Annotated in this window: 16 protein-coding genes and 1 pseudogene; 8 read left to right on the plus strand and 9 right to left on the minus strand. The window is 71.3% G+C overall.

The annotated features are described in order from the left end of the window. Positions 1-384: 384 nt before the first annotated feature. The gene (locus AB0G14_RS10680) at positions 385-1305 is read right to left on the minus strand and encodes a cyclase family protein (RefSeq protein ID WP_357695920.1); all 921 of its coding nucleotides are present in this window, start codon (positions 1303-1305) and stop codon (positions 385-387) included. A 1219-nt stretch (positions 1306-2524) separates the two neighbouring features. Between AB0G14_RS10680 and AB0G14_RS10685 the strand changes: the two genes are divergently transcribed. Then, positions 2525-3478, plus strand: a complete 954-nt coding sequence (locus AB0G14_RS10685) for a hypothetical protein (RefSeq protein ID WP_357695922.1) — start codon at positions 2525-2527, stop codon at positions 3476-3478. 228 nt (positions 3479-3706) lie between these two features. Here AB0G14_RS10685 and AB0G14_RS10690 read toward each other — a convergent pair whose 3' ends face one another. Next, positions 3707-3886: a hypothetical protein gene (locus AB0G14_RS10690; protein WP_357695956.1), complete on the minus strand. Its 180-nt coding sequence runs from the start codon at positions 3884-3886 to the stop codon at positions 3707-3709. On the opposite strand from AB0G14_RS10690, the gene AB0G14_RS10695 reads away from it, so the two are divergent. The 3 genes from AB0G14_RS10695 to AB0G14_RS10705 all read left to right on the plus strand — a co-directional run bounded on the left by AB0G14_RS10695 (position 3828) and on the right by AB0G14_RS10705 (position 5059). Next, entirely contained in the window at positions 3828-4157 is a 330-nt protein-coding gene (locus AB0G14_RS10695; protein ID WP_357695924.1) for an integrase core domain-containing protein, read from the plus strand. The two genes, AB0G14_RS10690 and AB0G14_RS10695, sit on opposite strands and share 59 nt — an antisense overlap. 382 nt (positions 4158-4539) lie before the next feature. Next, positions 4540-4830, plus strand: a complete 291-nt coding sequence (locus AB0G14_RS10700) for a DeoR family transcriptional regulator (protein ID WP_357695926.1) — start codon at positions 4540-4542, stop codon at positions 4828-4830. Continuing rightward, entirely contained in the window at positions 4796-5059 is a 264-nt protein-coding gene (locus AB0G14_RS10705) for a hypothetical protein (protein WP_357695958.1), read from the plus strand. Before AB0G14_RS10700 ends, AB0G14_RS10705 begins: the two co-directional genes overlap by 35 nt. A 224-nt stretch (positions 5060-5283) precedes the next feature. Here AB0G14_RS10705 and AB0G14_RS10710 read toward each other — a convergent pair whose 3' ends face one another. Beyond that, complete coding sequence (locus AB0G14_RS10710; RefSeq protein ID WP_357695928.1) at positions 5284-5874, minus strand: flavoprotein; 591 nt, start codon at positions 5872-5874, stop codon at positions 5284-5286. Positions 5875-5934: 60 nt separating this feature from the next. Here AB0G14_RS10710 and AB0G14_RS10715 point away from each other — a divergent pair, with 60 nt between their 5' ends. After that, positions 5935-6360, plus strand: coding sequence for a C-terminal helicase domain-containing protein (locus tag AB0G14_RS10715; protein ID WP_357695930.1), 426 nt, complete (start codon positions 5935-5937; stop codon positions 6358-6360). Positions 6361-6394: 34 nt separating this feature from the next. Here the strand turns inward: AB0G14_RS10715 and AB0G14_RS10720 are convergent, their stop codons facing one another. Both AB0G14_RS10720 and AB0G14_RS10725 read right to left on the minus strand, forming a co-directional pair. Beyond that, positions 6395-6604, minus strand: a complete 210-nt coding sequence (locus AB0G14_RS10720; RefSeq protein ID WP_357695932.1) for a hypothetical protein — start codon at positions 6602-6604, stop codon at positions 6395-6397. 91 nt (positions 6605-6695) lie between these two features. Then, a complete protein-coding gene (locus AB0G14_RS10725; protein WP_357695934.1) occupies positions 6696-12722 on the minus strand; it encodes a DUF4011 domain-containing protein in 6027 nt (2008 codons plus the stop codon). 431 nt (positions 12723-13153) lie between these two features. On the opposite strand from AB0G14_RS10725, the gene AB0G14_RS10730 reads away from it, so the two are divergent. The 3 genes from AB0G14_RS10730 (at position 13154) to AB0G14_RS10740 (ending at position 17637) form a co-directional block, all read left to right on the plus strand. Beyond that, positions 13154-14500, plus strand: coding sequence for an SWIM zinc finger family protein (locus tag AB0G14_RS10730; RefSeq protein WP_357695936.1), 1347 nt, complete (start codon positions 13154-13156; stop codon positions 14498-14500). After that, a complete protein-coding gene (locus tag AB0G14_RS10735; protein WP_357695938.1) occupies positions 14493-17174 on the plus strand; it encodes a DUF6493 family protein in 2682 nt (893 codons plus the stop codon). Before AB0G14_RS10730 ends, AB0G14_RS10735 begins: the two co-directional genes overlap by 8 nt. 217 nt (positions 17175-17391) lie before the next feature. After that, complete coding sequence (locus AB0G14_RS10740) at positions 17392-17637, plus strand: hypothetical protein (protein ID WP_357695940.1); 246 nt, start codon at positions 17392-17394, stop codon at positions 17635-17637. 26 nt (positions 17638-17663) lie between these two features. Here the strand turns inward: AB0G14_RS10740 and AB0G14_RS10745 are convergent, their stop codons facing one another. From AB0G14_RS10745 to AB0G14_RS10760, 4 genes and pseudogenes are all read right to left on the minus strand, one after another. Continuing rightward, entirely contained in the window at positions 17664-18944 is a 1281-nt protein-coding gene (locus AB0G14_RS10745; protein WP_357695942.1) for a TIGR02679 family protein, read from the minus strand. Beyond that, a pseudogene (locus AB0G14_RS10750) lies at positions 18941-22980 on the minus strand (TIGR02680 family protein). Before AB0G14_RS10750 ends, AB0G14_RS10745 begins: the two are co-directional and overlap by 4 nt. Then, on the minus strand, positions 22977-24200 hold the full coding sequence (locus AB0G14_RS10755) for a TIGR02678 family protein (RefSeq protein ID WP_357695944.1): 1224 nt from the start codon (positions 24198-24200) through the stop codon (positions 22977-22979). Before AB0G14_RS10755 ends, AB0G14_RS10750 begins: the two are co-directional and overlap by 4 nt. Then, positions 24197-25885, minus strand: a complete 1689-nt coding sequence (locus AB0G14_RS10760) for a TIGR02677 family protein (protein ID WP_357695946.1) — start codon at positions 25883-25885, stop codon at positions 24197-24199. The genes AB0G14_RS10755 and AB0G14_RS10760 overlap by 4 nt, the downstream gene beginning before the upstream one ends. Positions 25886-26565 lie beyond the last annotated feature (680 nt).

A 26565-nucleotide genomic window follows, 5' to 3' on the forward strand; every position in this document is an offset into this window, starting at 1 on the left:
CGCCGTCCGCTTGTGAAATCCCGTAGACGGTACCTTGCACCACATCATCCGCTGCATCACGAGATCGAGTGCCTCGCCGCCGTGGACGAACACCCTGGTAATGGGATTCGCCTCGGGCATTCTCGCGCTGCAACTCTCCTGAGCTCCCAGCAGACTAGAACGCCGCCAGACGCCCCCACCGCGGGTTGAAGCCGGCCCCGGCACGGGCGGGCGGTGTGTGTCTGCCGGCTCTGCGGGGGTGTATGCCAAGGCGTGCGCCCCGCACGCCTTGATGAGTTCGTGCCGCGTGGTTCCCGACCAGCACGGCGTGTCCTCACCGACCACGACCGCGTTCCAGGTGCGGGCCGGGTCCTTCATGGCATCGCACCCCCTCGTGAACCGCGGTCAGAATGTGGCGATCGGGTTGACCGGGCTGCCGGACGTGCCGGCGAAGCGGACCGGCGCGACTGCGAGGTGGAAGTCCCACTGGCCGAGCTCGGCAGCCGTCGTCGCGCACACCTCCAGGTCGCAGTTGTCGAGCATCCACAGACCCATCGCGACGAGGCTCACGGCGTGAACCGGCATCAACACGTCTTCGTACCCCGACGGCTGAACGTCCTGGGGGGTGTCAGCGCCGATCAGCGCGACCTCCCGTTCATGCAGCCACGGCAGGCAGGACGCGTGCCAGCCGGCCTGCGTGAACCCGCTAGCCTCACCGGCCTCGTGCCGGACGCGGCCATAGCCGGTCCGCAGAAGTACCGCATCGCCGGATCGCACCCGCACACCCTGGCGACGCTCGGCCTCCTCGAGATCGTCGGGAAACACACCCTGCCCCGGTTCCAACCACGGCACATCACGGACCCTCGCAACGTCCAGCAGGACACCACGCGTGACGATCCCGTTCGCCGCCGCCGTGACGGCCGCCCACCCCGATCCCGTCGCGGCATCGACCAACGAGTGCGACCGCCCGTTGTACGTCATGCCGTCCCAGAAGATGTGGCACGGCGAGTCGACGTGGGTGACGGTATTGCCGTGAAACGTGATGCCGAGCCGCTCGGACGAAAAGCCCCAGCGCCGGTCGTCGCGGAATCCGGGCACCGGCATCTCCTCGGCACCCGGCATGTCGGCGGCGCACGGGCAAGTCGTCGTCGACCGCTCCATGTCATCCGGTACGGCAACCTCCCATGCACACGACACGCTCCTGCCGTGGCGCACGGCCCGCGCCGCCGCCAGCCGGACGTCGTCGGTGATGTGGTTCAGAGTGCCGAGCTCGTCGTCGTCGCCCCACCGTCCCCAGTTCGACAGCGTGTTGAAGTACCCGAGCACGTCGTCCTGTGTGGGCATCGGTCGCCCTGCCGTCATCCCAGCATCGACTCCTCCGGTCACGCCGTTCGAGGCACCGCAGGCAGGCTATCCCACCCTCTCCTTTGACATGCCACGCCCGCTGAACTGGCATGACACTAGATCAGCGGGCCAGCAGTCGGCCGGTCAGGAGGTAGGTATACGGCACACCTGCTCCGCATCGCCGTTGCCGCGATCACCCAAGAGCAGGGTGAGAGCTTCGACAAGTCGATGCGACGGCGCCGTGCTGCGATGCGCTCGTCCCTGCCTTGGCGCAGGAAGAAGAACCGGTCGCCCGGCTCGATTCCGCCTGTCCGCCCGCCGGTGGCCCACTGCCCGCGTAACAGCCCGCCGTCGGCGACGGCCCGGACCTCCTGCGGTACGTCTGGTCTGCCCAGGTACCGCCCGGGTTCCACTTCTCCGGGTTCCAGGTGACCATCATCGTGACGGGCTTCCGCCGCACGAATCCGGCCCGCTCCGCCGCGGCCAGCCCGTCCAGGTCGGAGGTGTCGAAGTAACCGACCCGGTTGCGGTGCCGCAGGACCGGCCTGCCCTTCAGCGCGTCGTGCACTGGGTCGCCCGGGCGCAGCACAATGCCGGATACCTCCGCTTTACCCTGCCGTCATCGTCGCAGCGATGCCGCCCACTGATCTCCGCGACCACCTGAACACGGCCGTCGAACGACAGGGTGGCGAACCGCTCGCTGTCTACGGTCGGCGAGGGCCCACGGTCCCCGATTGAGTTCCCAGAACTCATCGTCCGTCGAGGTCTCCCGCCAGCCCACCCAGGCGCGCCCGAGCGGATCGCCGGCCGGCAGTTCGCGGGCGCGGGAGAGCTGAAGGTTCACGGCCATCCGCGCATCCTGCCGCCCGATCCCGCCATCGCCAGAAGTCGGCGGTGTCCGCGCCGCGTCAGTTCGGAGGCCCTCCGACGGGTCGAGCAGGTCATCGGCAGTGAGATACGGGTCTGGCGCGTCGAACAGCAGCTCGTCGAGCGCGGCAGGAAATCCTCCACACCACCGTCGCGAGCGAAGCTGCGCCAGCGCTCCGCAGCCAGCGACCCCAGTCCTCCCTGGAACGTCGGCCCGACCCGCTCGGCCCCTGACCCGGCACGGCTTCCCTGGGCGTCCCGCGCCGCGGGACCATCCGGTCAGTATCGATCAGATACGATATGTCGACAGGTCGGTCATAAGGGGGAGTGACGTATGGGTCGTCGACGGAGGATCACCTGGCGGTATCTCGCCGCCGCGCTGCTGGCGCTGACCATGGGAGCGGTCGTCCTGCCGGCGCCCGCGCAGGCGGTGGACTACCCCGGCGGGCGGCGCATCTACAGCGTCGCGCTCGGGGCCATCCCCGCCGCCGGCGCGCCCGCCACCGGTCCGGTCTGGGTCCGGCTGGCGACCTACTACTTCTTCGGCGACGGCACGGTGACCGAGAGCTTCTGGTACTGGAACCGGGCCACCGTCGTCGGGGCCGCCGGCACGGGCGTCCGGACGACCGGCTGCACCGGCCACGACTGCGAGGTGCGGACGGCCGCCGGGTTCCAGCCCGGTGGCGTCGTGAAGTCCCTGAGCGGCACGTACACCAACTCCGGTGACAGCATCACCATCACCTGGAGCGGGGGCGTCCAGGAAACCTGGGCGGTCAGCCAGCCCGCCAGCGACCTGGCCCGGCTCGACTTTGTCAGCTCCAACTACGGGGTCACCGTCGGCTGGGGCTTCGGCAGTTCCGCCTCGAACGACGCGTACACGCCGGTCAGCAACATCCCGCTGGCCCAGTACACCGGCCGGTACGCCGGCTACAGCGGAAGCACCGGCGCCGCCGGCCCCAGCGGGATGGACCTCCGGTCGTTCGCCCGATGCAACGGGAACTGCCTGAGCTGGCTCAGCCCCCCGACCGCCACCTGCTCGTCCTGCCCGAACGGCGCTACCTCCTCCCCGATCCGCTACTACCTCGCGGGATCGGGCCGGCGGAACTTCTACGAGCACTGGTGCACCTGCCTGACGTCGAGCACCTGCTACACCGGTGGTTCACACCGTAAGCCGCAGCTCCAGGTGATCGGCGACACTGGGACGTTCCACGGGTGGGTCGGCGTGGAGGCGTCCAACTCCACGGCGAACACCGGCTACTTCGCGGTGCACTTCCACGTGAACGTCTGACCGGGCGGGGGCACCGCCCGGCTCAGGTCAGGGTGCGCAGGTCAGGGTCTGCCAGGCGTCACCGTACGCCCGCTGGTGGACCACCAGAGCACGTCGCCCCGGCAGAACACCAGCCCACCCCGTCGGCCACCGCCACGGTGCGCCCCAAGTCGTCAGGCGGCCAGCACCCTACTACCAGTAGCCCACTCGCCGGGGCAGCCCGAACCCAACCGACCGGACGTGGTGGCGTCACGCACCACGCGGCGGCAACGTCGACGGGCGGATCTTCCACAGCGACAGAGGCAGCGAGGGTGAGTACACCTCGGCCGACTTCGCCCGAGCCTGCGCCCGATGGAAGGTACGCCAGTCGATGGGGCGGGTCGGGTCGTGCTTCGACAACGCCGTCGCCGAGGCCGCCTTCTCCACCATCAAGGTCGAGTACGTACACCGCCGTCACTTCCGCACCCGCACCGAAGCCCGTCTGAAGATCGCCACCTGGATCACCGACTTCTACAACCGGCGTCGCCGGCACTCCGTTTGCGACTGGCGACCCCCATCGACTACGAACGATCAGAGGCCCGCGCCCTGGAGGCCCAGGCCGCATAACGACGCCCTCCACGATTACAGGGGATTGACAGGACCGGCACTGTCATCGAGACCGAGTTCCCTGTCGGTGATCACAAAATATGACCGAGGGTGACGGTGTGCGGTGCCAGGGGCGTCTGGGTATTGACCCGACCTTGGGTGGTTGATGCGGGGTTTGGATTTGCCGACTCTCGCGCGTTGCGGCTTGCGGAGATCAACAGGAGGTTGACCGCTATGCGCGTTATCGACGGTCTTGTGATCGCCCATTCGGCTGATTTGCTGAACAGTGATCTCCAAAAATCGCCTTGAAACTCCGATTAGAGGGTGGGGGTTGCCCGGTGGGGCATGCCAGCGCTTCGCTCCGCAGGTCTCGATGCCACCCGCGCGCCTGTGCAGGTCATCTTGGCGGCCGCGTACTTCGGCGGGGCCCGCGTCACGTTCCGTAGTGGGCGTCGGAACGGCTACCCGCCGTCGATGTCCGGAGGGATCATCGGTTGATGGCTGATCAGGTGGCCGTGCGGCGGTTGTCTCCGCGGCGGTGGCGGGTCCTGTCGTTCCTGGCGCAGCACGGTTCGGCGGCGACGCTGGATGTGGCGCTGGTCTGTGACGTGTCGAGGCTAACGGCCCATCGGGACCTGGTCTGGCTGCATGAGGCGGGGCTGGTGCGCCGCGAGCGCTCGGAGGAGGACCGTACGCGACCTGACGGCGTTGGGGCGGCCGGTGCCTCTGCAGCTGGGCCGGCGGGTTGCGGGCGTGGCGGATGCCCTGCTGTTCCTGCCGTTGGTTGAGGTGTCGCGGCGCTATCCGGGGCGGTGCGAGCTGTTCCAGTGGCTGGCGACCATGGAGACCTCGGCGTGGCTGCGCCAGCACGACTTGGCGCACCTGCGGGCCGATGGCTACGGCGTCTGGCTGGAGGACGGGCGGTGCCTACGGTTCCTGGTGCACGTCGATCCTGGACCGGTTGGCGACGCTGCCGTGAACGTGAGAGGCGGTCGTCGGGGCTTGGTAGGGTGCTGACCGGCTATCGGCGTACCGACCGGGCGGTTCCGGTGGGAGCGGTCTTGGTCATCGCTCAGGACGCCGAGCGTGAAGAGCAATTGCTGGCGGACCTGGGGCGTGAGCCGCTGCCGACCTGGCACCTGAGCGCGTGCTGGTCGGGAACCTGTGGAGGCTGCCCGGGGACGGCGATGCCAGGCGGCTGATCGGCCTCGGGTTCTAATGTCGGCTCATCCTGAATACCGTTACGCACGTTTGGAGTCAGCTGCGATCGGTGCTACTGGCCGGTGCCTTGCCGGCCAGCGGGTCGCTGCTTCGAGTGCCGCCGTCCAGGGGAAGGCTCGCTGGCGATCGTTGCCGCTGCCGGGTGGGTGTGGCTCCCATCCGTCGTCGGTCCCGAGGAAGACCCGTACGCGTTCGCTGCGGAGGCTGGCCAAGGCGCGTTGGAAGGGCGCACGGGCGGCCAGGGCGGCGTTGACGAACGGGACGACCACTGTCGGCACCTGTCGGTCGATCAGCTCGGCGATCGTGGTCATGGCGTAGTTGTCGGCGATGCCGAGGGCGATCTTGTTGAGGGAGTTGTAGGTGACGGGGGCGATGATGAGCGCGTTCGCGGCGGGTAGGGCGCGGCGGGTGCCGGGGGACGACCGGTAGGTGGACCGGACCGGGTGCCCGGTCAGCCGTTCCAGGGCAGCGGTGTCGATGAAATCGTGGGCGCTGGGGGTGGCGGTGATCGCTGTTGTCCACGACTGCTGCGACGCGGTGGTGATCAGTTGGGTCACGTCTGCGGCAGGGCCGGCGGCGCAGACGACGATTTGCAGGTGGCCGCGAGTCATACGCGGTATTGGATACACGTTCCCCGTGCGGCGGTATCGTTCGCCGGGCCATATCGGTCGATGTGCGGGGCGCTCCCCTGGAGCGCTCGCTGTCGTTGTGGCCTGGCCGGCGTTGATCTGCATCACGCCTGCCGCCATGTCATCCACCACGACCTGGACTGGAACCCCAGCACGCTGGAGCAGCGCACCGGCCGCGTCGACCGCATCGGCTCCCAGGCCGCCCGGGTCGGCCGGCCCGTCGTCGTCTACGAACCGTACGTCGGCGGCACCCACGACGAGAAGATGTTCCGTGTCGTCAAGGACCGCGAACGCTGGTTCGGCATCGTCATGGGCGAGTCCCCCGACAGCTCCGAGTGGGCCACCGAACGCCAAGCCGCCCGCATCCCCCTTCCCCCAGTGCTCGCCAGCGCCCTCGCCATGGACCTGGCCACCCCGGTGGGTCAACGACCCATCGCCGCACGGCCGGCCTCCGGGCAGGAAGCGTGAGGGCGCGGTCGCCGTGGCCGGCGCGTGCCGATGGTCAGGGGCGGTAGTCGTCGTGACCGGCACCGCGGGAGAACTCGTAGCCGTCATGGGTGCGCCAGTAGTGCAGTCGGCGAGCGACGGCCGATTCCCGCTGCAGCGCCACCCGCCAGCAGATCGCGCCGTCGGGACGGCGGACGTTAAGGACTGACGGCGTCGCCGGTGCGTAGGGGTGCACGTCCCGCTTGACCGTGTCGGGCCGGACCAACGGCTACCCCTGGACTTCCCTGCCGGCGGCCGCAAGGATCCGCGATAACCCTGGGATAGGTCCCTCGACCGTTGGTAGCGGCAGGGCCGGATCACCCGAGCGTCAGGCGTCCCTCCTCGTCGTGCCGGAGACGACCGCTGGTCAAGGCAACCCGGAGACCGTACCGGAGCAACTTGTCGATCTTGTCGGTGCGCCGCCGGTAGCCGAGCCGCTCGAGCCCGGCGCGCAGCAGCCGATCCTCCTCCAGCCGCGGCACCTCCTGCAGGACGTGCACGAACGCGTTGGCCACCTCCTCCGGCGGGATCTCCTCGAATGCCCTGTCGTTGCGCGCCTGGGTGACCCGGTACGCGCGGTAGGACTGCGGGTCCGTCCCCTCGGGCCAGGCATACCGGCCCACGGTGGGGTGGCCGTAGAGCCGGCGGGCGTCGACGAGTGCGAGCACTGCGATGCGCCGGTCCTCCCGGGTGCGGAGGAAACCGAACCGGGCGAGGGCCAGACGGGCGAGCCGGTGCTGCTCGATCGGTCCCTCGGCCGCGATGATTTCACGGAGCGCCTCCCGGACCAGATCGCGAAGCCGCTGGTCGGTGGCGAGCAGGTCTAGGTCGCTCTGGTCACCGAGCGGCGTCGGGACGTACGGGATGAAGGGGCTGACCGCGATGGCGCCGGCGGCCGTCGACGGCACCGTCGCGACGGGCGCCTGCGCAGGTGGAGCGGCTAAGCCGGTGACGGGTACCGGCGAAGCGCCCGCTAAGGGCTCGGTGTCCTCCGCGACTCGCGGACGGGACAGCTCGACGTCGTCCGCGGAGCGCGGCCGTCCGATCGCTTCGACTGAGCGCGGCTGCTCGGTCTCCTCGCCGGCTCGGGGGGACGGCACCTCGGCCTCGGCGTGGGGCGCGACGGCCTCCGTCGGCTCGGGCACGGCGGCGTCCGCGGCGTCGGCTCGCGCGATCGCCTCGTCGACCTGTTGCAGTAGCGCGGACCGGTCGTGGATCCACGCCGGCAACCAGAACCGGACGACCTCGGGCCAGCCCATGATCGACCGGAGCAGCCCTGGCGCCGAGTCTCGGTCGGCAACCGTCGGGCGGGCGCTCCAGTCGGGACCGTCGAGCATGACGGCCACCTGCCAGCGGGGTGCCCCGGGCAGGCGTACGGCGATGTCCACGGTGAAGTCGGACAGGCCGTGCGAGGTCCGTACCTCGTAGCCGTGCTCGCGAAGCGCCGAGGCGACCTCGTCGCGGATCCGGCTGCGCCGCTCGGTCCGGTCGCTGGCCAGGTCGCCCAGGCGGTCCGCGCCGACGGCGGCCATCTCGCAGTACGCCCGCAGGTGCTGGGTGCCGACGGCGGAGGTTCGGGACAGGTCGATGTCGGACGGGTCGAACGACGAGAACAGCACGACCTGTCGACGGGCCCGGGTGATGGCCACGTTGAGCCGCCGCTCACCGCCGGCCTGGCTGAGCGGGCCGAAGTTCAGCGGAAGCTGGCCGGTCTCCGGGTTGGTGGAGAACGCCAGCGAGAACAGGACCACGTCGCGCTCGTCGCCCTGCACGTTTTCCAGGTTCTTGACGAAGATCGGCTCCGGAACCGCGCCCGAGAGGTGCTCCTGGATGATCGGGTCGGTGCTGTCCTCCAGCAGGTTGAGGATGAGGTCGCGCTGCTGGATGTTGAAGGTGACCACGCCGATCGACTGGCCGGCGGTGGCCGGGTCGTGCAGGCGCCGGGTGATGTCCGCGAGGATCGCCCGCGCCTCCACGTCGTTGGTCCGCGAGCCGCCCCGCTCGTACTGGCCGTTGACGCGGCGCCAGGTGATGCCGGCGGAGCTGCTGGCGCCGGGCGACGGGAGGCTGGAAAGCTTGTTGTCGTAGTAGTAGCGGTTGGAGAACGCGATCAGCGATTCGTCGTGGCTGCGGTAGTGCCAGGACAGCCACCGCTGCGGCAGTCCCGACTCGACGGCCTCGCTGAGGATGCTCTCCAGGTCCTCCGGCACCGGGGCGTCGCCCTCGTTGACGTCGTCGACGGTGTGGCTGGCCTGCATGATGCTGGTCGGCGGCATCTGGCGGGAGTCGCCGACGACCACCACGGCGCTGCCGCGACCCATCGCGCCGATTGCCTCGGCGACGCGGATCTGCGACGCCTCGTCGAAGATGACCAGGTCGAACCGTTGGCTTCCGGGGGCCAGGAAGTTCGCCGCCGAGGCGGGGCTGACCAGCACGCACGGCGTCAACGCCAGCACGGCGTCCGGGTACAGCTCGAACAGCTCTCGGAAGGATCTGCCGCCGCGCTTGCGGCGAAGTTCCGCGGCGAAGTCGGCGAAGCGACCCCGCCGGTCGGTCGGGCTGAACGGGCGGCGGCGAACCAGCACCGAGGGCAGGCGCTCGGGCAGCGCGGACCGCAGCTCACCGGCGGCCGTTTCGAACTGGGCGATTTCGTCGTCGTGTAGCTCCGGGTCGAAGTACTGCAGGCCGCCGGCCCGTACCCGCTCGGCGAGGGACGCAGCGGCGACTCCGCGTCGGTACGCCTCCTCGGCGAGCTGCCCGTTCACCTCGGCTCGCAGCAGCTGGTCCCGGTAGTCGCCGAGTTCGGCGGCGGCGAGCACGTCGGTGTGGGTGAGGACCGTGGCCCAGCGGCGCAGTGGGAACAGCTCCTCGGTGCGCAGGTCCTGCAACCAGGTCGCGCCGTCGCGGTGCCAGGCGTCGACCCAGTGCGAGCCGGTGGCCCACAGCGCCAGCTCCGGTTCAGCGGAGCGCAGCACTCCGCGCCAGGCCCGCCACCGGGCGGCGACCCGGTCCAGGAGGGCCGCCTCGGCATCGGTGATGCCGCGCTGGAACAGGTCCCAGGCCTGCGGGTGCCGGGCCAGCAGCGTTCGGCCGGTCCGGGTCGCCTCGACCGCCTCGGTCAGCCGTTGCTGCGCGTCCGGGTTCGTCGGCTGCCACCCGGGCAGGTGCAGGCCGCCCAGCGTCATCGCGTGCTGGTGCAACGCGGCGGCCTGCGCCTGCGCGGCGACCAGGCGTCCGGTGGTTACCTCGACGTGCTCGACGTCGACCGTCGCGCCGGCGACCAGGTGAACGGCCAGCTTGTCGGCCACGGCCTGGCGGCGTTTGCGTTTGCCGAACAGCTTCTTTGCCGCCTCCTGCGCCTCGGCGTGCCAGGCGGCCAGTTCGGGGCGGGCGTACACGTCCGGCCGGAAGGTGGCGAGCTCACCGGCGAAGCTCTGGTGGAAGGCGGCCAGTTCCGCTTGGAGCCGGGTTGCGGCCTCGTCCCACCGCCGGTCGCCGGCGCGCAGGGTGGTGTCCCGGTCGGGCAGCAGTCCGCGTACGGCGAGCCAGGCGCCGGTCTGCAGCTCGGTGACGGTCTCTGGGGTGGGCAGCGTCCGCAGCAGCCCGACGAGGTGCGGGTGGGCGGCGAGGTCGGTGCGGAGACGTTCGAGTTCGGTGGCGATCTCGGTGACGGCCGCGCCGTGCAGCCCGTCGAGGGTGCGGCAGCCGCTGAGCGCCCAGGGATGCTCGGGTCGGATCCGCGCCGAGCGGGAGGCGGCCGGGAATTCGCGCAGGGTCCGCTCCACCTGGGCGCGTATCTCGGCGGGTGCGAGCAGGTAGCTCACCGGGATCGCGGCGGTCGGGCCGTCGCCGTAGGCGAGGACTTGCTCGTAGGCCGACCAGAGTGACATCCCGACGGGGTTGGCGGTGTGGACCTGCTGCGGGTACTCGACCAGCGGCGCCAGCCGGGTCCGGTAGGCCGTCTCGACGGCCGTCCAGTCGCCGTCGTCGCCGTTGTCGTACTGGTCGAGGGCGTCGCGGAGCTGCTGGCGGATCGCGTTGAGGGACTGCTTGCGCCCGTGCAGGTCCAGGGCGAACGGTCCGAGGCCGATCTGCTTGAGGCGGCGCTTGACGACGTCGAGGGCGGCCTGTTTCTCGGCGACGAACAGCACCGACCGGCCGGCGGCGACCGCCCGGGCGATCATGTTGGTGATGGTTTGCGACTTGCCGGTGCCGGGCGGGCCTTCCAGGACGAAGGACTGGCCGCGCTCGGCCATCACGATGGCCTGCATCTGGGAGCCGTCGGCGGGGATCGGCAGGTGCAGCTCCGCCTCGTTGACGGCCACGTCCGTCTGGTGGTTGGGGCGGGCCGGGTCGTCGAAGGTGGCGCCGGAGGACTCCACCAGGTGCCGGACGACCGGGTTCTCCATGAACCGGGGCCAGTGGTCGCCGAGGTCCCGCCACATCTGGAAGGTGGAGAATTGCAGCAGCCGCAGGCTGGCGGTCTCGTCGATGCGGTAGTTCAGCCGGTTGTCGACCAGCCCGGTGTTGATAGCGGCGAGGGTCTTGGCGATGTCGATGCCGTGCTCGTCGAGGACCGGCTGCTCCAGCTCCGGGATCCGCACGCCGTGCTTGACCCGCAGCCACTCGATGAGGCAGTGGTTCGGGCTGGCCACCTCGGTGCCGTCGATGACCATCGCGTACGGGCGGCGGCCGGTGCCGCCCTCGATGCGTACCGGCAGGAGGAACAGCGGCGCGTACGCCTCTCCCCCGGTCGTCCTGGTGTGCACCAGCGTGCCGATGGTCAGGTAGAGGTAGTTGCTGCCGGTCTCCTGCTCCATCGTGCGCGCCTCGCGCTGCAGCGCCCGCATGACGGTCTTGTAGCGGGCGTCGGTGACCGCGCCGTAGACCCGGCGGTCGGTGCGCAGCTCCCGGGTGAGGATCTCGGCGTCGAGGTCCTGCGCCCGGCGCGCGCCGGCCAGCTCGTGGACGTGGCTGATGTCGTCCTGCGGGATGACCTGCACCTGGCGGCCGTCGTGGATGAGGTCGTCGAGCAGGGCGAGGGCGCCGGCCGGCACGTGCAGGTCCAGACCGCGGCCGCGCTTGGGCAGGTTGAGCAGCGGGTTGCGCAGGCTCAGGTCCAGCAGGGACTTGCGCCACTGCTGGACGCGCGCCGGCGAGCCGTCGGAGGGCTGCGCCACCTCGTCGCTCTCGTCGGCGAGCTGGCGCAGCTTCGCGGCGGCGACGCCGGGCGGCAGGTCGAGGGACGCGGTGGCGTCGGGTGCCGCCTCGGTGTCGACCGGGGCGGGCGCGACCAGCTCGTCGGCCGACGGCAGCGGCCGGATGCCGGAGCGGTGGGCGAGGTGGACGTCGACGACGCCCTGCAGGCGGTGGACCTCGCCCCGGAAGTGGCCGAGCCCGACCTGTACCGCGTCGGTGAACGTCGCTGATTGCGCGCCGGGCCCGATGCGGGTCAGCTCGACCGGCACCGCCCGGCCCGAGTCGACCATCGAGATCAGCAGGTTCGTCTCGGTCACGGCGGCCGACCCGAGCCTCTCCTCGGCCAGCAGGAACCCGCCGAAGGCGTGCCCCTCGCTGATGAAGATGAGCGGGTGCAGCCCTGCCGCCTCCAGGCACGCGGCGTAGGTGACGGACAGGTCCAGGCAGTTGCCGAGCCGCCCGTCCAGCACCGCCGCCGTCGTGCGTACCTTCTGGCCGCTGTTCTCGAACGACGCCGGCAGCGTCTGGTAGGTGATCTCGACCTGGCGCAGCGCCTCGTACACGGCGCCGGCGATCAGCGCCGCCCGCTCCGCGCCCTCCTGGTAGCCCTGCAGGGAGCCGGAGCCGGTACGCGCGAGCAGGATCTGCGCCGCCGACCGCAGCACCGCCTCCACTGCCCGGGTGTTCGGTTGCACGAAGGCGGCCAGGCTGTCGTAGAGGGCCGGGCTGTTGAACCACTCGTTGTGCGCCAGCACTCGTGACGGGGCGACCAGCCGTAGCGCTGGCTTTTCGCCTGCCTCGACGGTGAGGCGGTAGTCGACCGGGAATGCCTCGTCGGTGCGGTAGAGCAACGCCCGGTCGGGTGTGACGTTGCGGAAGTCGTCCCAGCCGGTGCTCGCGCCGGGCCGCAGCGGCGCGGTGAGCGTACGCGTCCACGGCTCGGTGAGCGCGCCGTCGGGGCCGAGCAGCTGCAGCGTCAGCGTCACGTCCGCCAACGGCTCGGTGCCCCGGTTGGCCAGGGTGAGGTGGCGGATCAGCGGCACCCGGTTGTGCACCAGAGCGGCGTTGATCGCCGGCTGCACGAGCAACGCGACGGCCAGCTGGTCGTCGTCGGCGGTGAACTGCGCGAAGACGCTGTCGGGCATGGGCGTTTCTCCAGGTGGCGCGGCCAGGAAGGGCCAGCCTAACGGTCATCCGACCGGTGGACCGTCCCTCGCCCCGGCGCCGCGAATCCCTGCTCGCCTGCCTCGGCGGCCGGTGGCGTCGGTGACCCGCCGACCTCGGCTCGTCGCCCGCTCCACTCGGCCCACGACGCCGATCGCCGGCCGCCGGCCAGGGTCGGGGCAGCGGCGCAATCGGCGGGAGCACTCACCATCGTCGCCGGGGAGGGCGGCGGGCAGTGCCGGTCGCCGAGGAAGTGTCGTACGGGTCGGGTTAGCTGCCGCGTATCGCTCACCGTCGGGAGCGGGGGTCACCGTCGATCCGTTCCGGACGGCCGCCGAGGACGGCGCGGTCTGCGCGGCGCGTGGCACCATTCCCGGACACCGCGCAGCGGGACCTCAGAAAGGATCGAGCATTGAGTGCGAGCCCGTCCGTGGTGGACACCAGGATCTACCGGCACGCGTCGGGCGTGGTCGGCGACACGCTGGCCCTTGCCACGTCGTCGCCGGACCGGGTTGACGAGCAGACCTTCTTCGCCGGTTTCGTGCGTACGCCCCGGGTGGTGGCTGGCGGGCTGCTGGCACTGGCCGATATCGCGGCTGCCGACTTCCGGCCGGTGCGTAGTCCGGGAGGACGAGATCCGGTGGTCACCGGCGACGGCGAACGGCTGCGGCTAGAGGCGCTGTCGGCCTGCGGCGGCGTGTACGGGCGCCTGGACCTGGCCGCCGATGAACTGGACGGCGCGCCGGTGGGTCAGGGTGTGACCAACGTGGATATCAACCCCGAGTTGTACACCGCGCTGACCCGCGTCGGGGCCGGGGACCCGTTGCGTCTGGCGGTCGGCGAGGACGAGCTCGCCGTGTCGACGCTCGACGGGCGCGTCGTCGAGAAGCGGGTGCCCCTGCCAGAACGGTGGCTGCGCGGGTTGGCCGAGGTGTCGGCGCACGCGCTGCCGATGGACCCGCGGTTGGAGCTCCGTCCGGGACGCGCGGTCGCGCTGCTGGCCGAGGTGTCGGCGCGCACCGGCCGGCGGACGCGTTGGTTGATGCCGGCCGCGACCGGCTGGCGCTCCACGAGCCGGCCGGATGGCGGTGCGATCTGCGTGGCGGACGGATACCGCCTGTCGGTACTACGTTCGCTGCTTCCTCTCGCGCGCACCGTCACCCTCTACGCGCCGCCGGTCAGCGGCGCGCCGGCCCAGGTGAGCGGCTGGGTGCTCGACTTCGGCACGGCCCGGTTCACGCTGCTGCTGTCGACCGCCGTGCACCACGGCTTCGCCGGGGACGGTCAACTGCTGGCCGACCTCGGAGCCGGGTCCGTCGACACCGACGCCGAAGCGTTGAACGCCCTGCTGGTCACCTACCCGGTCGTCGACCGGTCGTCGGTCGCCGAGCGGATGGGCTGGGACGGTACGCGGGCCACATCCGCCCTTGCCGCGCTCGCTACGGCGGGCCAGGTGGGCTACGACATCGCGGCGGCGGCGTCGTTCCACCGTCCGCTGCCCTACCGGGCCGATCTCGTGGCCGCGCTGCATCCACGGCTGGCGGCGGCGCGGGCGCTGGGGGCGGCGGGCGGGTTGGTGCCGAGCGCCGCAGGCGTGGAGGTCACCTCTGGCGGTTCGACCTATCTCGTGCACCGACGCGGCGCCGGGTACGCCTGCACCTGCGCCTGGTGGGCCGAGCATCAGGGCTTGCGCGGGCCGTGCAAGCACGTCGTGGCAGCGATGTTCAGCGAGGAGAACGGGGTGACGCGCGGTGAGTGACGTGTGGCGCGAGGTGTGCGCGCGGATCGACGCGGCCGACTTCGACGCGCTCGGGGAGACGCTCGCCGGTCTGGACGCCGGGGAGCGGGCCACCCTGCTGCCGGCGCTGGAGGGGCACACGCCGACCCGTGCCGAGCCGAAGCCGGTCGTGCTGCCCCCGCCCGAGCCCGAGCCGGAGCCGGAGCTGCCCACGTCGGGCACCTTCGGTTTCGTGTTCATGACCGCTCCCGGGGAGGAGATTCCCCGCGACCTCGCCGGGATCCGGGCGCTCATGGCGCGTCAGCGGTCGCAGCGGCAGGAACGCCAGCGCGGCTTCGAGCAGCAGCGACTGGAGTGGCGGGCCATGCACGAGGCCAGAGAGCTGAACGAGCGCCGCCACGCGGTCCTCGCCATGGCCATGCTCGCCTGCGCTCCCGCCGTCGCTGACGCGGTCAAGCGGTTGTACCGGCCGTGGTCCGCGGGCCCGTCGCTGCGGGTGTCACCCGAGATGGTGCCCGGCCTGCTCCGGGTGCGTGGCGCCGATTGGGGTGCCAGCCTGGCCCGGCACCTGCTGCGCCGGTCCGGCTCGCGGATCCGGGGGGCCGCTCACTGGCCGTTCACCGAGGCGCTGATGCGGGCCGTGGGTGCCGGGCCGCCGGACACGCCCGCGGCCGTGGCGCAGTACGTGGCGATGCGGCGTGGCAACTCCTCGCTAGCCGCTGTCCTGGCCAGCGACCCGTGGCTCGACCACGTGGTGCCGTACCTTTTCGACGATGACCGGGTGGCTGCCGCTTTCGTAACCGGCGTGGCCGGCCGGGACTGGCCTCCGGCCCTGCTCGAGCTGGCCGCCAGCGGCCGGATCGACCGGCGGGTGCTCATCGCGGGGTGCTTGCGCCGGTTGCGGGCCGGTGGGCGGAAGGGGTTGCTCCAGCCGTACCTCGAATTGCTCAGGCAGCTGGCACCGACCCTCGACGAGTTGGCCGTGCACCGGCAGGAGCTGATTGGCCTGCTGACCGCACCGATGTCGACGGTCGCGAACCTCGCGTACACCGGGCTGCGCGACCTGCACCGGGTGTCCGCGCTGCATCCGGCTGCCCTCCTGGAGATCACCCAGAGCATGCTGGCCCGCCAGGAGAAGACGCTGGTGCGGGCACATTTGAAGTGGCTACGGACGCTTCCGGTCGAGCAGATGCTGGACGGGCTGGTGGTCGGACTGTTCCATCCGGTGCCTGACCTCGCCGAGGGCACACTCGACCTGATCGAGAGAGGGCTGCCAACGCTGTCGGAGGACTCCCGGAAGCGGCTGCGGGACGAGCTGCCGGCGCTTGACGGCGTGGTCGCGTACCGGCTGGCGGGGCTGCTCGGCGCCGCGCCTCCCGCTCCTGTTGGAGTTCCCACGCGCGTCGCGGAGCCGCCGGCGGAGATGCCGCCGCCGTTGGATCTCGGCGCGCTTGCCGGCGAGTTGGCGATCGTGTTCCGCAAGGGCAACGACGATCCCGTCCGGCACGAGCTGCTGCTCGACGGGCTGGTGCGGGCGGCGCGGGGCGACCGCGCCGCTGCCGAGCGGGTGCTGAAGCCGATGATCCCGCAGTGGACCGGACCGTGGCCGGCCGTGGTCGCCGCCGCCACCGGCAGCTACGTGTCGGATGAGACGCCGTACCGGGTGGTGCAGCCGCATCCAGTGACGCGCTTTCTGGAACGCCGGGTCACCGAGCTCGCCGGACGGCTACTCAAGGAGCCGCCACCGGCGCTGTTGGCCACGCCGGCCACCGTCGCCGGGCATGTCGATCCCGATCGAGTGCTCAATTTGCTGCGCAAGGCCGAACACGACGGCTGGCAGCCGGGCCACGCCGACCTGACGCAGGCCATCCTGCGGCTGCCGCGCGAGGTGGACGAGGTCGTCCAAGCCGGCGCGGGGCGTCTCGTCTCTCCCGGAGGGCGCCGGTTCGCCGCAGCGCTGGCCGCCCGGGTCGAGCCGCGCACCTGGGTGGAGGAGGTCGGTCACCAGCCGTACGGGTCCGGCCGGCGGATCGCGATGGTGGACCCGGCCGGCCTGCCGGCCGAGCTCGCCGAGCCGCTCGGCGTGGTCCAGCGGATGAACTACATCCGGTGGACTGGGGACCTGGCGCTGTGGCCGATGATCGCGCCGTCGCATCGGGAGGTCATGGCCGCGCACCTCCAGCCGTTCGTGGCTGCGGCGGTGGAGCGGGGCAACATCGGCACGGGATTCCTCAGCGGTCTCGCGGCTGCCGACGGCCCGGCTGGCCCGGCGATGTGGTCGACCCTGGCGTACGCGCTCGCCAACCATCGGCAACCCGTACGGCTGGCGGCCGGAGACGCGCTGATCACCCTGGCCGCCCGGCTGGACTGGGACAGCGCCGGCATCGGGGCGGAGATCGGTGCCCTCGCCGCCGCCGGTCGGATCGTGCTGCAGCGGGTCGTCGAGCCGCTGACCGAGGTGCTCAGGGCCGGTGCCCGCGAGGCGGTCTGGCAGGTGGCGTCGGCGGCGCTGCCGATGCTGCTGTCCTCCGGGATCAGGCCTGGCCTGGCCGACCTGGTCACCCTCGCTGCCGACGCCGCACCCGGCGACCGCCCGGTCGACTTACCGGGCATGGCCGCGCTCGCCGCCGATCCCCGACGAAACCGTCTCACCAAGGCCGCCCGACGGTTCGCCGCCCGTACCACCGAAACCTGACTCGGGCCGCGACATCCGGGCCGGGCGTGCCCCCAAGTTCAGCCGGTCGCGGGTCAGGCTTCAGTTGGTGAGGGTGGCGAAGGCTTAAGGGGTTCTTCGCGGGCGGTGGGGTTGGCTGCCCGCGAAGAACCGTCAGTGGCCGGGTCAGTGATGTCGGCTGAGCAGGCAGACGCCGCCTGGGCCAGCCGAAACGCTTCACTACCGAAACGTCTGCGCCATGATCGACCTTCGCGTCCACCAGGCGAAACCGGCGCAACTGGCAGCGTGGATCCACCGCCATTGGTCGATCGAGTACACGGTCCACTGGGTTCGCGACATCACCTATGGCGAAGACCGCAGCCAGATCCGTACCGGCACCGGACCCGAGGTCATGGCCGCTTCACGCAACGCCGCCATTGGCGCCCTACGCCTGACCGGGGTCACCAGCATCGCCGCCGCCACCCCGACATCACGTTCGCGATAGCACCCGCCCCCTGGCACTGCTCGGCATCACCTAACGCCTTTGCCGGGGCCCTGACCCTCCCCGGGCCGCATGCCGGTCATTTCCATATCGCGGGCGTCGATGTGTGCTCCCATATCGGCGAGCAAGGAGTCCACGACCACTTCCTCCAGCAGGGCTATGCCGTGTGCACGCACGGCCTCAGCCAACCGCGGGTCCCACGGCGTGTCGTCGACTCGGCCCGCTGGTGGGCCCGCATCCGGCACCGCGCCTCGGTAGTCCTCTGCGTGGAGCAGCCACGGTTGCGCGCCTGTCTTGCTCATCACGTGCGCGGCGATCCGCAGGCCTTCTCCGTCGACGTCTCCGTGGTAGCGCAGCTTCGCTCCGGTGGCGGCGATCTTTCGTAGCAACACGATCGCCGCCGTGCTCGGCCATCCGGCGACGCAGATCAGGGGTGGGCAGGCGGCACCGAACCGCTGCAGCGCGACCGCCATCACCGCCGGGTTCTCCACGACGAACACCGGTCCCTGTAGTCGGCCGACCGGATGGCGGTTGAGTTGAGCCAGGGTGACCGCGGATGCTTCACCGGCGTCCGCCCAGGTGCCTAATCCTCGTGCGAGCGGGCCGTCGCCGGCGGGCCGCATTCCTGCGACCAGGACGGAGGTCGACAGCTCGTCGCATGCGACTCCCGAGTGCTCCCACAGCCGTCGACGACTCTCCGCGTCGCTCGGCGTGTCCTCGTCGCGCAGCACGGCCAAGGCCCGAAGCACCACCTTGCCGAGCCGACTGTCCTCGTCGAGAGCGTGGGAATCGCCGGTGAGACGGGCAGCCAGCACCGCGAGCGGCTCGCCGGTCACGGGCAGCGCCGCAAGGACTTCGAAGGCCTGCTCCAGCAGGGTGCGTGTGGCGGACGTGTCGCCAGCGACGAGGCCGCCGGCGCGAACGCGATCCAGCCAGGCGAGCAGGGCAGGCTCCGCGAGGACGGTGGGATGCTCGCGCGCCCACTGCCACAGTGCGGCACGCTCGGCGGCGTGTTGCCGGCGCTGCTCTACCCGACTGGTGAGGGGACCACCGATCGCTTCCACCACGCCTCGGGTGTCTAGTCCGCTGGTGGCGGCAAGCAGGATCGTGTCGAGCACCGGAACGGAAACGGTCACCTCCGGATCCGGGGTGTACGCGAGCCCGAGGAGGTCGGCCAGCGCGGCCCGCTCGCTGGGCTGGAGGCCGCGCAGGCGTACTCGGCTCACTCGGCCGTCGGTGTTTTCGAATCGGCGTCGAAGCTCCGCCCAGAGCGTTGCGAGTTCCGGACGGTCGAACCGGCCTGCCGTCATGGCTCGTCGTCGGCCACGACGTCGTGACCGGTCCAGACGAAGCGGGCGGTGGTGACGGCGTCGTCGCCGTCCTCCCCGCCGGCGATCAACTGGTGGATGGCGATGCCGTCGACCTGCGCATAGGTGCACCACTCCTGGTCGGAGGTGAGCAGCAGGTCGAGGTCGAGGGCTTTCAGCACGGCCATCAGCTGCCCACGGTTGGTCTGGTCCACGCCGACGAAGACCTCGTCGAGGAGGATCAGTCGAGGTGCCGTGGGGGCCGCGCGGTAGTGCGCGCCGGCTGCCGCGAACAGCGGCAGGTGCAGCACGATGGCCTTTTCCCCGCCCGACTTGGCGCCGTGCTGGCGTCGGGTGACCGGCGACCAGTCGCCGGTGCCGGAACGGATCTGCACGACGAACCGGTGCCATCGCCGGTAGTCGAGGGCTTCGCCCAGCTGCTGTTCCCAGCCCTCGGTGGAACCCGCGTTGCGGATGTCGTCGATGCGGGCGCGGAAGAAGTCGTGCAGGGCTGCCCGCTGGGTCTCGGTCAGTCGCGCCGGGTCCTGCAGCAGGAGTTCCCGGGCCTGCCGTAGCCGGGCGTCGAGGTCGCTGTTGACCTCCCAGATCAGTCGGACGCCGAGGCCGGACACGGTCCGCACCCGTTCGAGTTGTGCGCTGACCTCGCGGACCAGATCAGCGGCCTGCCGGATCCGCTGCGCGACGTGGCGGCGGGTGTCACCGGTGAGCGTGCGGTCGAACAGCTGTCGCTCCTCCTCGGTCAGGTGAGCCCGCATCTCGTCCCGTTCGGTGGTGAGCCGGTGCACCAGGGCCGTGGGCGTGGTCCGCAGACCGTCGACCGTGGCCGTGACGACCTGCACGTCGCACTGTTCGTCGGCGATCATGGCCAGGTCGGCGTAGCCGGCAAGCGACGCGCTGATGAGGTGCAGCACGTTGCCGAGCTCGCCTTCGTCCTGACGCAGGTGGCGAGGACCGTGCGGCAGGTTGCCGATTTCCTCGGCGAGCTGCCGCGCGGCCTGCAGGGTCGCGGTCACGGCACCGACGGCGGACAGGTCGGTGGCGAGCGCCGCGTCGGCGCCGAGCAGGTCGACGAGTCGGGCCAACCGAGCAACCGCGTTGTCGCGGACGCCGGTGGCTTCGTCGCGGTCCTGTTCGGCGCGTTCGGCGCGGGCGTTGAGCTCGTGCAGTTGCCCGATGAGGGCCTCGTGGCGAGGGCGCAATAGTCGCAGGTGCTGTTTGAGTGCCTCCGCGTGGGTGCGCAGCCGGTGCACCTCGTCGAGAACGGCCCGGTACTCGACGCCGACGGTCCGCTCCACCGCGTCGAGGCGGGCTGCCAGGCCGGCGGCGTTCTCCTCAGCGACCTGGGTGCGAGCCGCCTCCTCCTCAGCCAACTCCATGGCGTGGCTGGCGGTCTCGCGGGCGTCGTCGAGCCGCGTGGCGGTGTGCTCTTCCCGGCCGCGGTCGGTCAACCACCCTTCGGCCGCCTGCCGCAGTGTCCGCAGCGCGTCGGTCAGCCGGGCGAGGTCCGCCGCGGCGGTGGGCAGGCCGTGCCGGGAGCCGACGAGGGTCAGCTCGCGCAGCGCGGCGCGGACAGCCTCGTCGGCGGCGACGGCCTCACGGTCGGCCTCGTCGAGGAGGTCCTGTGCGCCGGCCAGCTTCAGCTCGGCCCGGTCGATCTGTTCGGCCGCACGCACGACCGGGCGGTGATCCGGTCGAGCTGCCAGCTCTGCCTGCAGCGTGGTGCGCCGCTCGGCCAGTTGCCTGCTCGTCTCAGCCACCGTGGCGCGCTCGGCGTCGATGTCGGCGAGTTCAGTCGTCAGCTCGCTCATCTCCCGCTGCCGGGTCCGCTCCCGGGCTGCCGCGCCCAGAAACTGCACATCCGGCTTGCGGGCGCTGCCGTGTAGCGGGCCGAGCCGCCAACTGCCGTCGGCGCCGACAGCTGCGACGTGGTGGGGGCGCCCGGCCCGAATGCCACGCCGGCGAGCGCGGCGGCGACCAGCGCAGCCGGTACGGGCGCCCGCTCGTCGGGCGCGAGCACCGCGAGCAGAGACTCGTGCGGCGCGGGCAGCGCGGTAGCGGCGGCCAGGTAGGTGTCGTGGCCACGGCGGTCCGAGGTCACCGATCCGTCGGGCCAGATCCAGGCGTCGAGGATGCCGGACGCCTCGAGGCCGGCCTCCACGGCGGCCTGCACCTCGGCCGGCACGTCGGGCCGCCAGTCCACCAGGCGCCACAGCGGGGCGCCGGGTCGGTCATCGCGGGGCGCCGTGCGCTGCCGCGGCGCCGCCGGTTCGAGGGTGGTCGTCCGTGACAGCGCCGCTAGCCTGCCAGTGAGTGGTTCTCGCCGCCGCACCAGCTCGGTGTCGCGTGCCCGCTGGTCCGCGTGTGCCATGGCGAGCTGTTCGCGTACGGTGGCCGACAGGTCGCCAACCAGACTGTTGAGAGCTACCTCATCCCCCACCAGGTCCGCCAGGTCCGTTGCCCTGCCGGCGACCGGCAGGACCGCACAGCCCGACGCCCAGCGGGCGATGGCGTCGCGCAGTCCGGCGACCTCCTCGTCGTAGGTCCGCTTGACCTGCCGCAGCGCGGCGCCGGCCGCATCGCGTTCAGCGGTCCGTCGCTCGCGGCGGTCCTGCGTCCGGTCGCGCTCGGCCACCACCCGTCCGTGTTCTGCCAACGCGGCGGCGACGGCAGCGATCTCGTCCTCTCGCGCGCGGATGATCCCGCGTAGCAGTTGACGGGCCCGGTCGGCGGTCTCAGCTGCGAGTGGCTCGACGAGGGTGGCCATCCCGGCGGACAGCGCCGCAGCGGTGGTGTCGCGCCAGGACCTGCTGGCCTGCGCGGCGATGGTGGCGAGTTCCGCGACGAGACCCTCTGCCCGTTGAGCGGCCTTCGCTGCCTCTGCGCGGCGCTTGCCTGCCGCTGCGGCGGCCTGCTCGGCGGTTCGTTGGGCGGTTGCCGCCTCCCGCCGTAGCTGATCGAGCTGCTGGCCCTCACGGTAGGCGTCGCTGTCGCGTAGGCCGCCGATGGTTTCCTCGGTGACGGCTTGTTCGCGTTCGTTGTCGCTGATGGCGGTGCTCACCTGTGCCAGCTCGGCGGCGGCTGTCGCGTGTTCCTGCCGGCGCTGGCGGGCGTCCCGGGTGACGTTGTCGAGCTTGGTGGTGGCCGCGACGACTTCGGCGGCGCCGCGCCGCAACGCCCGGCGCGCGTACCGCTGCTGGCGTTCGGCGAGCCGGCGTGCCGCGGTCACTTCCTCGTCGAGCCGAGCCAAACGCTCGCGCCGCCGGTCCAGTTGCTCGAAGCCTTCGGCGATCTCGGCCAGGTCAGCGGCGTCCAGGGGCGGCAGGGCCTTGGACAGCACCTCGGACAACGCGTCGGGGTTCAGATGCTCAGACAGTTTTGGTGTACGCAGTTGCAGCAGGGTCGCGATCAGCGCCTCGTACTGTGTCTCGTTGAGCCCGCGGAACAGCGTCTCGCGTACCGCGCGGCGATAGGATTCCGCGCCGGTATGCACGACGCCTCGGTCACCGAGGGCGTGAGTCAGGTCCTGGCGGGTCAACGGGACGTTGCCGTCCTTCATCAGGGACAGACCGCCGCTGGAACCCACCCGAAGTTCGGTGGTGAAGTAGGTGGCGTCGACGGTGCGGGTGTTGGTGGAGGCGGCCAGCCGAGCGCCGCAGGTGAACCAGCGCGCTGCGTCGTCACCGTCGTGCCCGAACTCCAGCCACACGTAGCCCACCCTGGTGGTGTGCGGGTAGCCGTCGCCCATCAGGTTCCAGTGCATGGTGCGTTCGGAACCACCGAACGTGGACAGCCGCGAGGGGCGCAGGTTGGCGTCGAGCAGGTAAGGCAGCAGCAGTTCCAACGCCTTGGACTTGCCGGTGCCGTTGGGGCCACGCAGCAGCAGTCGACCGCGGTGGAAGGTGAACACCTCGTCGTAGTAGCGCCAGACGTTGAGCACGCCGGCCCGGGTGGGCTGCCAGCGGTCGGTACGCAGCGTGCCGGCGGAGGCGTCACCGCTGGGCAGGGTCAGGACGGTCACCGGCGGCTCCTGGTTGGGGTGGGTTTGACGACGGTGGGCGCGCCGATGGCGTAGCGGGCGGCGGCGGGCAGCGCGCGAACCTTTCCGCCCGCCCCGTCAACGAGCCCGAATCGAGCGAGCAGGGCAAGCGCTTCGCTGGTCAACCGCTGCGGCCCGCCGTCGGAGCGGTAGGTGCGCGCCCACTGCGGCACCGCCGCGAAGCGGATGGCGAGCTGCCGGACCAGCTGCTCCTCGTCGACCGCGTTGGGGCGGGCAGCGAGAACGGTGTCGAGCAGCAACAGCGCCGCCTGCCCGGCGACGCTGCCGCCAGCCGGGAACCTCTCGTCCGTGGCCAGGGCGTCCGGGTCGACGGCAAGGAGCCCTTCGGCGCGTTCCTCCAGCAGCATCCCCGCCTCGGCCACCGCGGTGCGCAGCATCCGACGGCCGGTGATGCTGGCCGCGTAGCCGCGTTGCGCGTCGGACAGGTCGTTGAAGTAGACCACCGGGTCGTCGAGGAGTCGCCGCACGATGGAATGCCGCAGCCAGCGGTTGCGCTGCTCGTCGGAGACATCAGCGCCGGGATCGTCGGCGCCGCCGTAGCGAGGCTCGTGTACCAGCGCGGCCACATCCCGGTCGGGCAGCCGCGACGGTGCCTGCCGTGTGGCGAGCAGCCGGACCAGTCTGGCGCTGTCGACCCGGTAGAGCACCTTGGCGTCGGCGTGTTGCAGGTAAGAGTCGGTGCTGCCGTCAACGGCGGTGAGCACACCCAGCTCCTCTAGCACGAGCAGGGCGTCGACGTACGCTCGGCGGTCGTCGTGCCGGGAGCTGTCGAACCCGGCGATGTCCGGCTCGACGGCGGATGCCTGGGCCAGCCGCTCGGCCACGATGCCGATGGTGGTCACCGGCCCGGCCAACAGTTCGGCGGCCACCAGGCAGAGCAGGGTGTAGCGGCGACGGTCGAGCGGGCCTCGTGCGCCGCGCGGGCGTCGGGCGGGACGGTCGACTGGCGGTCGAGGTGATGTCTTCGTCAGCCGGGCGTAGCCGGCGCGGGGTTCGACAATCAACCGCCAGCCAGTGTGCGTGTCGAACCAGGTGACCAGGTCGGCGCGGTGTCGCACGACCAGTGCGAAGTCGGCGGCCCCGGTGTCGCGGGTGAGCAGGGGGCGGGCCAGCAGAGCGCGGATCGCCTGGGCACGCTCGACGGCTCGCTCACGGTCGAGTTCGCTGCGCAGATCGCTCATGCCGACCGTCCTTTGATCGATGCCGTTGAGGCCTCACCGCGGTGGCCGGGTCGGCTGGCGCCGTCGGGCGCCTCTGCCCGCTCGGCGGCGTCGCGCATCGCTGGCACGTTGGTGGCGGCCTCGACCGGGGCTCGGCTGACATCCGGAGGCGCCGGGCGGGCCTCGCTGATCGAGACCAGTAGATCCGGAGCGGACAGCACGCCGTGTGGTGTCCGCAGCAGCGCGCGGCCCGAACTATGAGCGTCGGTCAGCGTCACCACCAGCCGACCGTCGGCCGTCGCGGCGTGCCGCGCGCCGTGCCGTTCGGGCGCGGACAGCGCCCGCGACAGCAGCTCCAGCAGGCGTGCGAAGCTGCCCGGGTCGAGCTGCCCGAACGCCGACAGTCGCACCGGCCCGGGAGTGGCCAGCTGCCGCCACGCTCGCTCGAGCTCCGCCCGCTCGGCCACCACCCGCTCGCGACGGAGCCGGCGTACCTCGGCGGTGTCGCGGACCTTGGCTGTACGGGCGACCTTGTCCGTCTGTCCGGTGGTGCGCAACAACGGGGACACGGGCACCGCCGGGGCGTGCCACCACGACGTGGTGGCCGGTACCGCCGTCGGGTCGTCCAGTGCGAGGTGGGTGTGCCGGGCGGGCCACAGCCCGAAGGCTGTGGACCACAACGTGTGCGCCGCCTCGTCGTTGTCGCAGGTCGCGAACCATCGGGCCAGCGCACGGAAGTCGGCGGCGGTGCTGGTGCCACGCCGCCGGCTGTCGGTCAGCCGTTCCAAGGCCCGCATCAGGGCGACGATGGCGCGCCGGGCGACGTCGGCGAGCTGGTCGATTCGGGGGCGGGCGCCGTCGCCGGGCCGGAACCACGCGCACAAGCCGTCCCACCGCGCGGCGCGCTGCTCAAGCCAGCGCGGGGCGGGATCGCTGCCGCCGGGCAGGGTCGGCAAGTCGGCGCCGCGCAGGGCCCGGTGATGCAGGATGGTGACGCCGCGCTGCTGGATGCGGGCCACCGCCTCGGAGATCACCTGCCGGCGTCCGTCCAGGTTGGTGACAAACTCCGACAGGTAGGCGATGGTGGCCTGCTTGACCTCGGCGAACGTGTCCGGATCGGCGCCCTCCTCACGCAGCAGCCGCTGAAGCTGGCCGTTGAACTGTTTGGTGCTGGCTCGCAGGCCGCCAAGGTGCCCTTCGAGTTCCATGAGGGCGGCGTACACGCGCCGATCGGGAGTGGCGTCGGCGGCGAGCAGGTCGTGCAGTTCACCGAGGCGGTCGAGGATGGCGTCGAGCACGGCTGTCTGCAGCGCTCCGGTGGAGGACAGGTGCTGCACCGCGTGTAGCACGCCCTCGTAGGCGGCCTCGCCCTTGCGGCTCAGCGAGTAGTGCAGGTTGCGCCGTTCGTACTCGGCGGCGGAGGCGTAGTGGGCGGTGTGGTTCTGGGTACGCTCGATGAGCCCGTACTTGTGCAGCGCCCCGAGGGTGTAGTCGAGGGAGCTGTCGGTGACCGGTTCGTACCAGCCGACGCCGGGCAGCGCGGCGAGGATTTCGTCGAAGGTGAGTGCGGCGACCAGCCGTTCGTGGGCGTCGCCGAAGACCTGCATGACGGCGGTGTGGAGATCGGCCCGGTCGGTGGTGGTGAAGGTGAACATGTCCGCCGGCACTTGGCGGAACACCGGTCGGGAGCGGGCGTCGTCTCCCACGTGCCCTCCCTGCTGTCGTGCTGCGCGGCCCTCACGGCAGGTTACCGGGTCGCACTGACGGTCCTGCGCCTCGCGAACAAGGATGCAGCGGATCGATCACCAGTCGCGCGGCCGGTCGGGGTGGTGGCACCACGGCGAGCTGCGGCTTGCCGCTGGTGGGCTCCAGTGGGGCAGGGCGCGAAGGTCGCCGTCGGCCCGCGGCGTCCTCGTCGAGGGTGACGCGTCTGCTGCTTGCGTCCGTGCTGACCAACATTCACGTGGTCGGGTTGGATGCTGCCGTCGTCTACCGGGGGCGCAACCGGCGAGGGTGCGGCGAGGTCCCGCGATGACCGGATGACCGCGGGCGGCGAGCCGGTAAGCCGTGCCGGCGTGGTTGGGGAAGCTTCGGCGTCGCTGTCGGTGACGGTCGTCGTTGCGGCTCCGACGCGGCGGCGGGCGTCTCCCTGAGTCGGCGAGGCGCGGCTTTGGGCCGCCTCTCGGGGCGTGTTGCCGGGGGCGTGGCCATGTCTCGATGATCAATTAGCGGTGGCCGGTTTGCCGGTATCGCGACTTTCAGCCTCGGCTCCCCTGTCTGCCAGGCTGAGATGAGGCAGCCTCCCCGGTGAAGCTAGGCTTGCTGGGAGACAGGAAGAGGATCATCGTGACACTGCCCAACACGCCTGGTGAGCAGGGCGGACGGC

Source organism: Micromonospora sp. NPDC023814, assembly GCF_040639595.1.
In the GTDB taxonomy this organism is placed as follows: Bacteria; Actinomycetota; Actinomycetes; order Mycobacteriales; family Micromonosporaceae; genus Micromonospora.

What these genes read in the sequence shown, in the direction of transcription:
- AB0G14_RS10745 (WP_357695942.1), bottom strand. Translation starts at nt 18,944, where the DNA reads ATGACGGCAGGCCGGTTCGACCGTCCGGAACTCGCAACGCTCTGGGCG.
- AB0G14_RS10685 (WP_357695922.1), top strand. Translation starts at nt 2,525, where the DNA reads ATGGGTCGTCGACGGAGGATCACCTGGCGGTATCTCGCCGCCGCGCTG.
- AB0G14_RS10725 (WP_357695934.1), bottom strand. Translation starts at nt 12,722, where the DNA reads ATGCCCGACAGCGTCTTCGCGCAGTTCACCGCCGACGACGACCAGCTG.
- AB0G14_RS10710 (WP_357695928.1), bottom strand. Translation starts at nt 5,874, where the DNA reads ATGACTCGCGGCCACCTGCAAATCGTCGTCTGCGCCGCCGGCCCTGCC.
- AB0G14_RS10695 (WP_357695924.1), top strand. Translation starts at nt 3,828, where the DNA reads ATGGGGCGGGTCGGGTCGTGCTTCGACAACGCCGTCGCCGAGGCCGCC.
- AB0G14_RS10755 (WP_357695944.1), bottom strand. Translation starts at nt 24,200, where the DNA reads ATGAGCGATCTGCGCAGCGAACTCGACCGTGAGCGAGCCGTCGAGCGT.
- AB0G14_RS10700 (WP_357695926.1), top strand. Translation starts at nt 4,540, where the DNA reads ATGGCTGATCAGGTGGCCGTGCGGCGGTTGTCTCCGCGGCGGTGGCGG.
- AB0G14_RS10715 (WP_357695930.1), top strand. Translation starts at nt 5,935, where the DNA reads ATGTGCGGGGCGCTCCCCTGGAGCGCTCGCTGTCGTTGTGGCCTGGCC.
- AB0G14_RS10740 (WP_357695940.1), top strand. Translation starts at nt 17,392, where the DNA reads ATGATCGACCTTCGCGTCCACCAGGCGAAACCGGCGCAACTGGCAGCG.
- AB0G14_RS10690 (WP_357695956.1), bottom strand. Translation starts at nt 3,886, where the DNA reads ATGGTGGAGAAGGCGGCCTCGGCGACGGCGTTGTCGAAGCACGACCCG.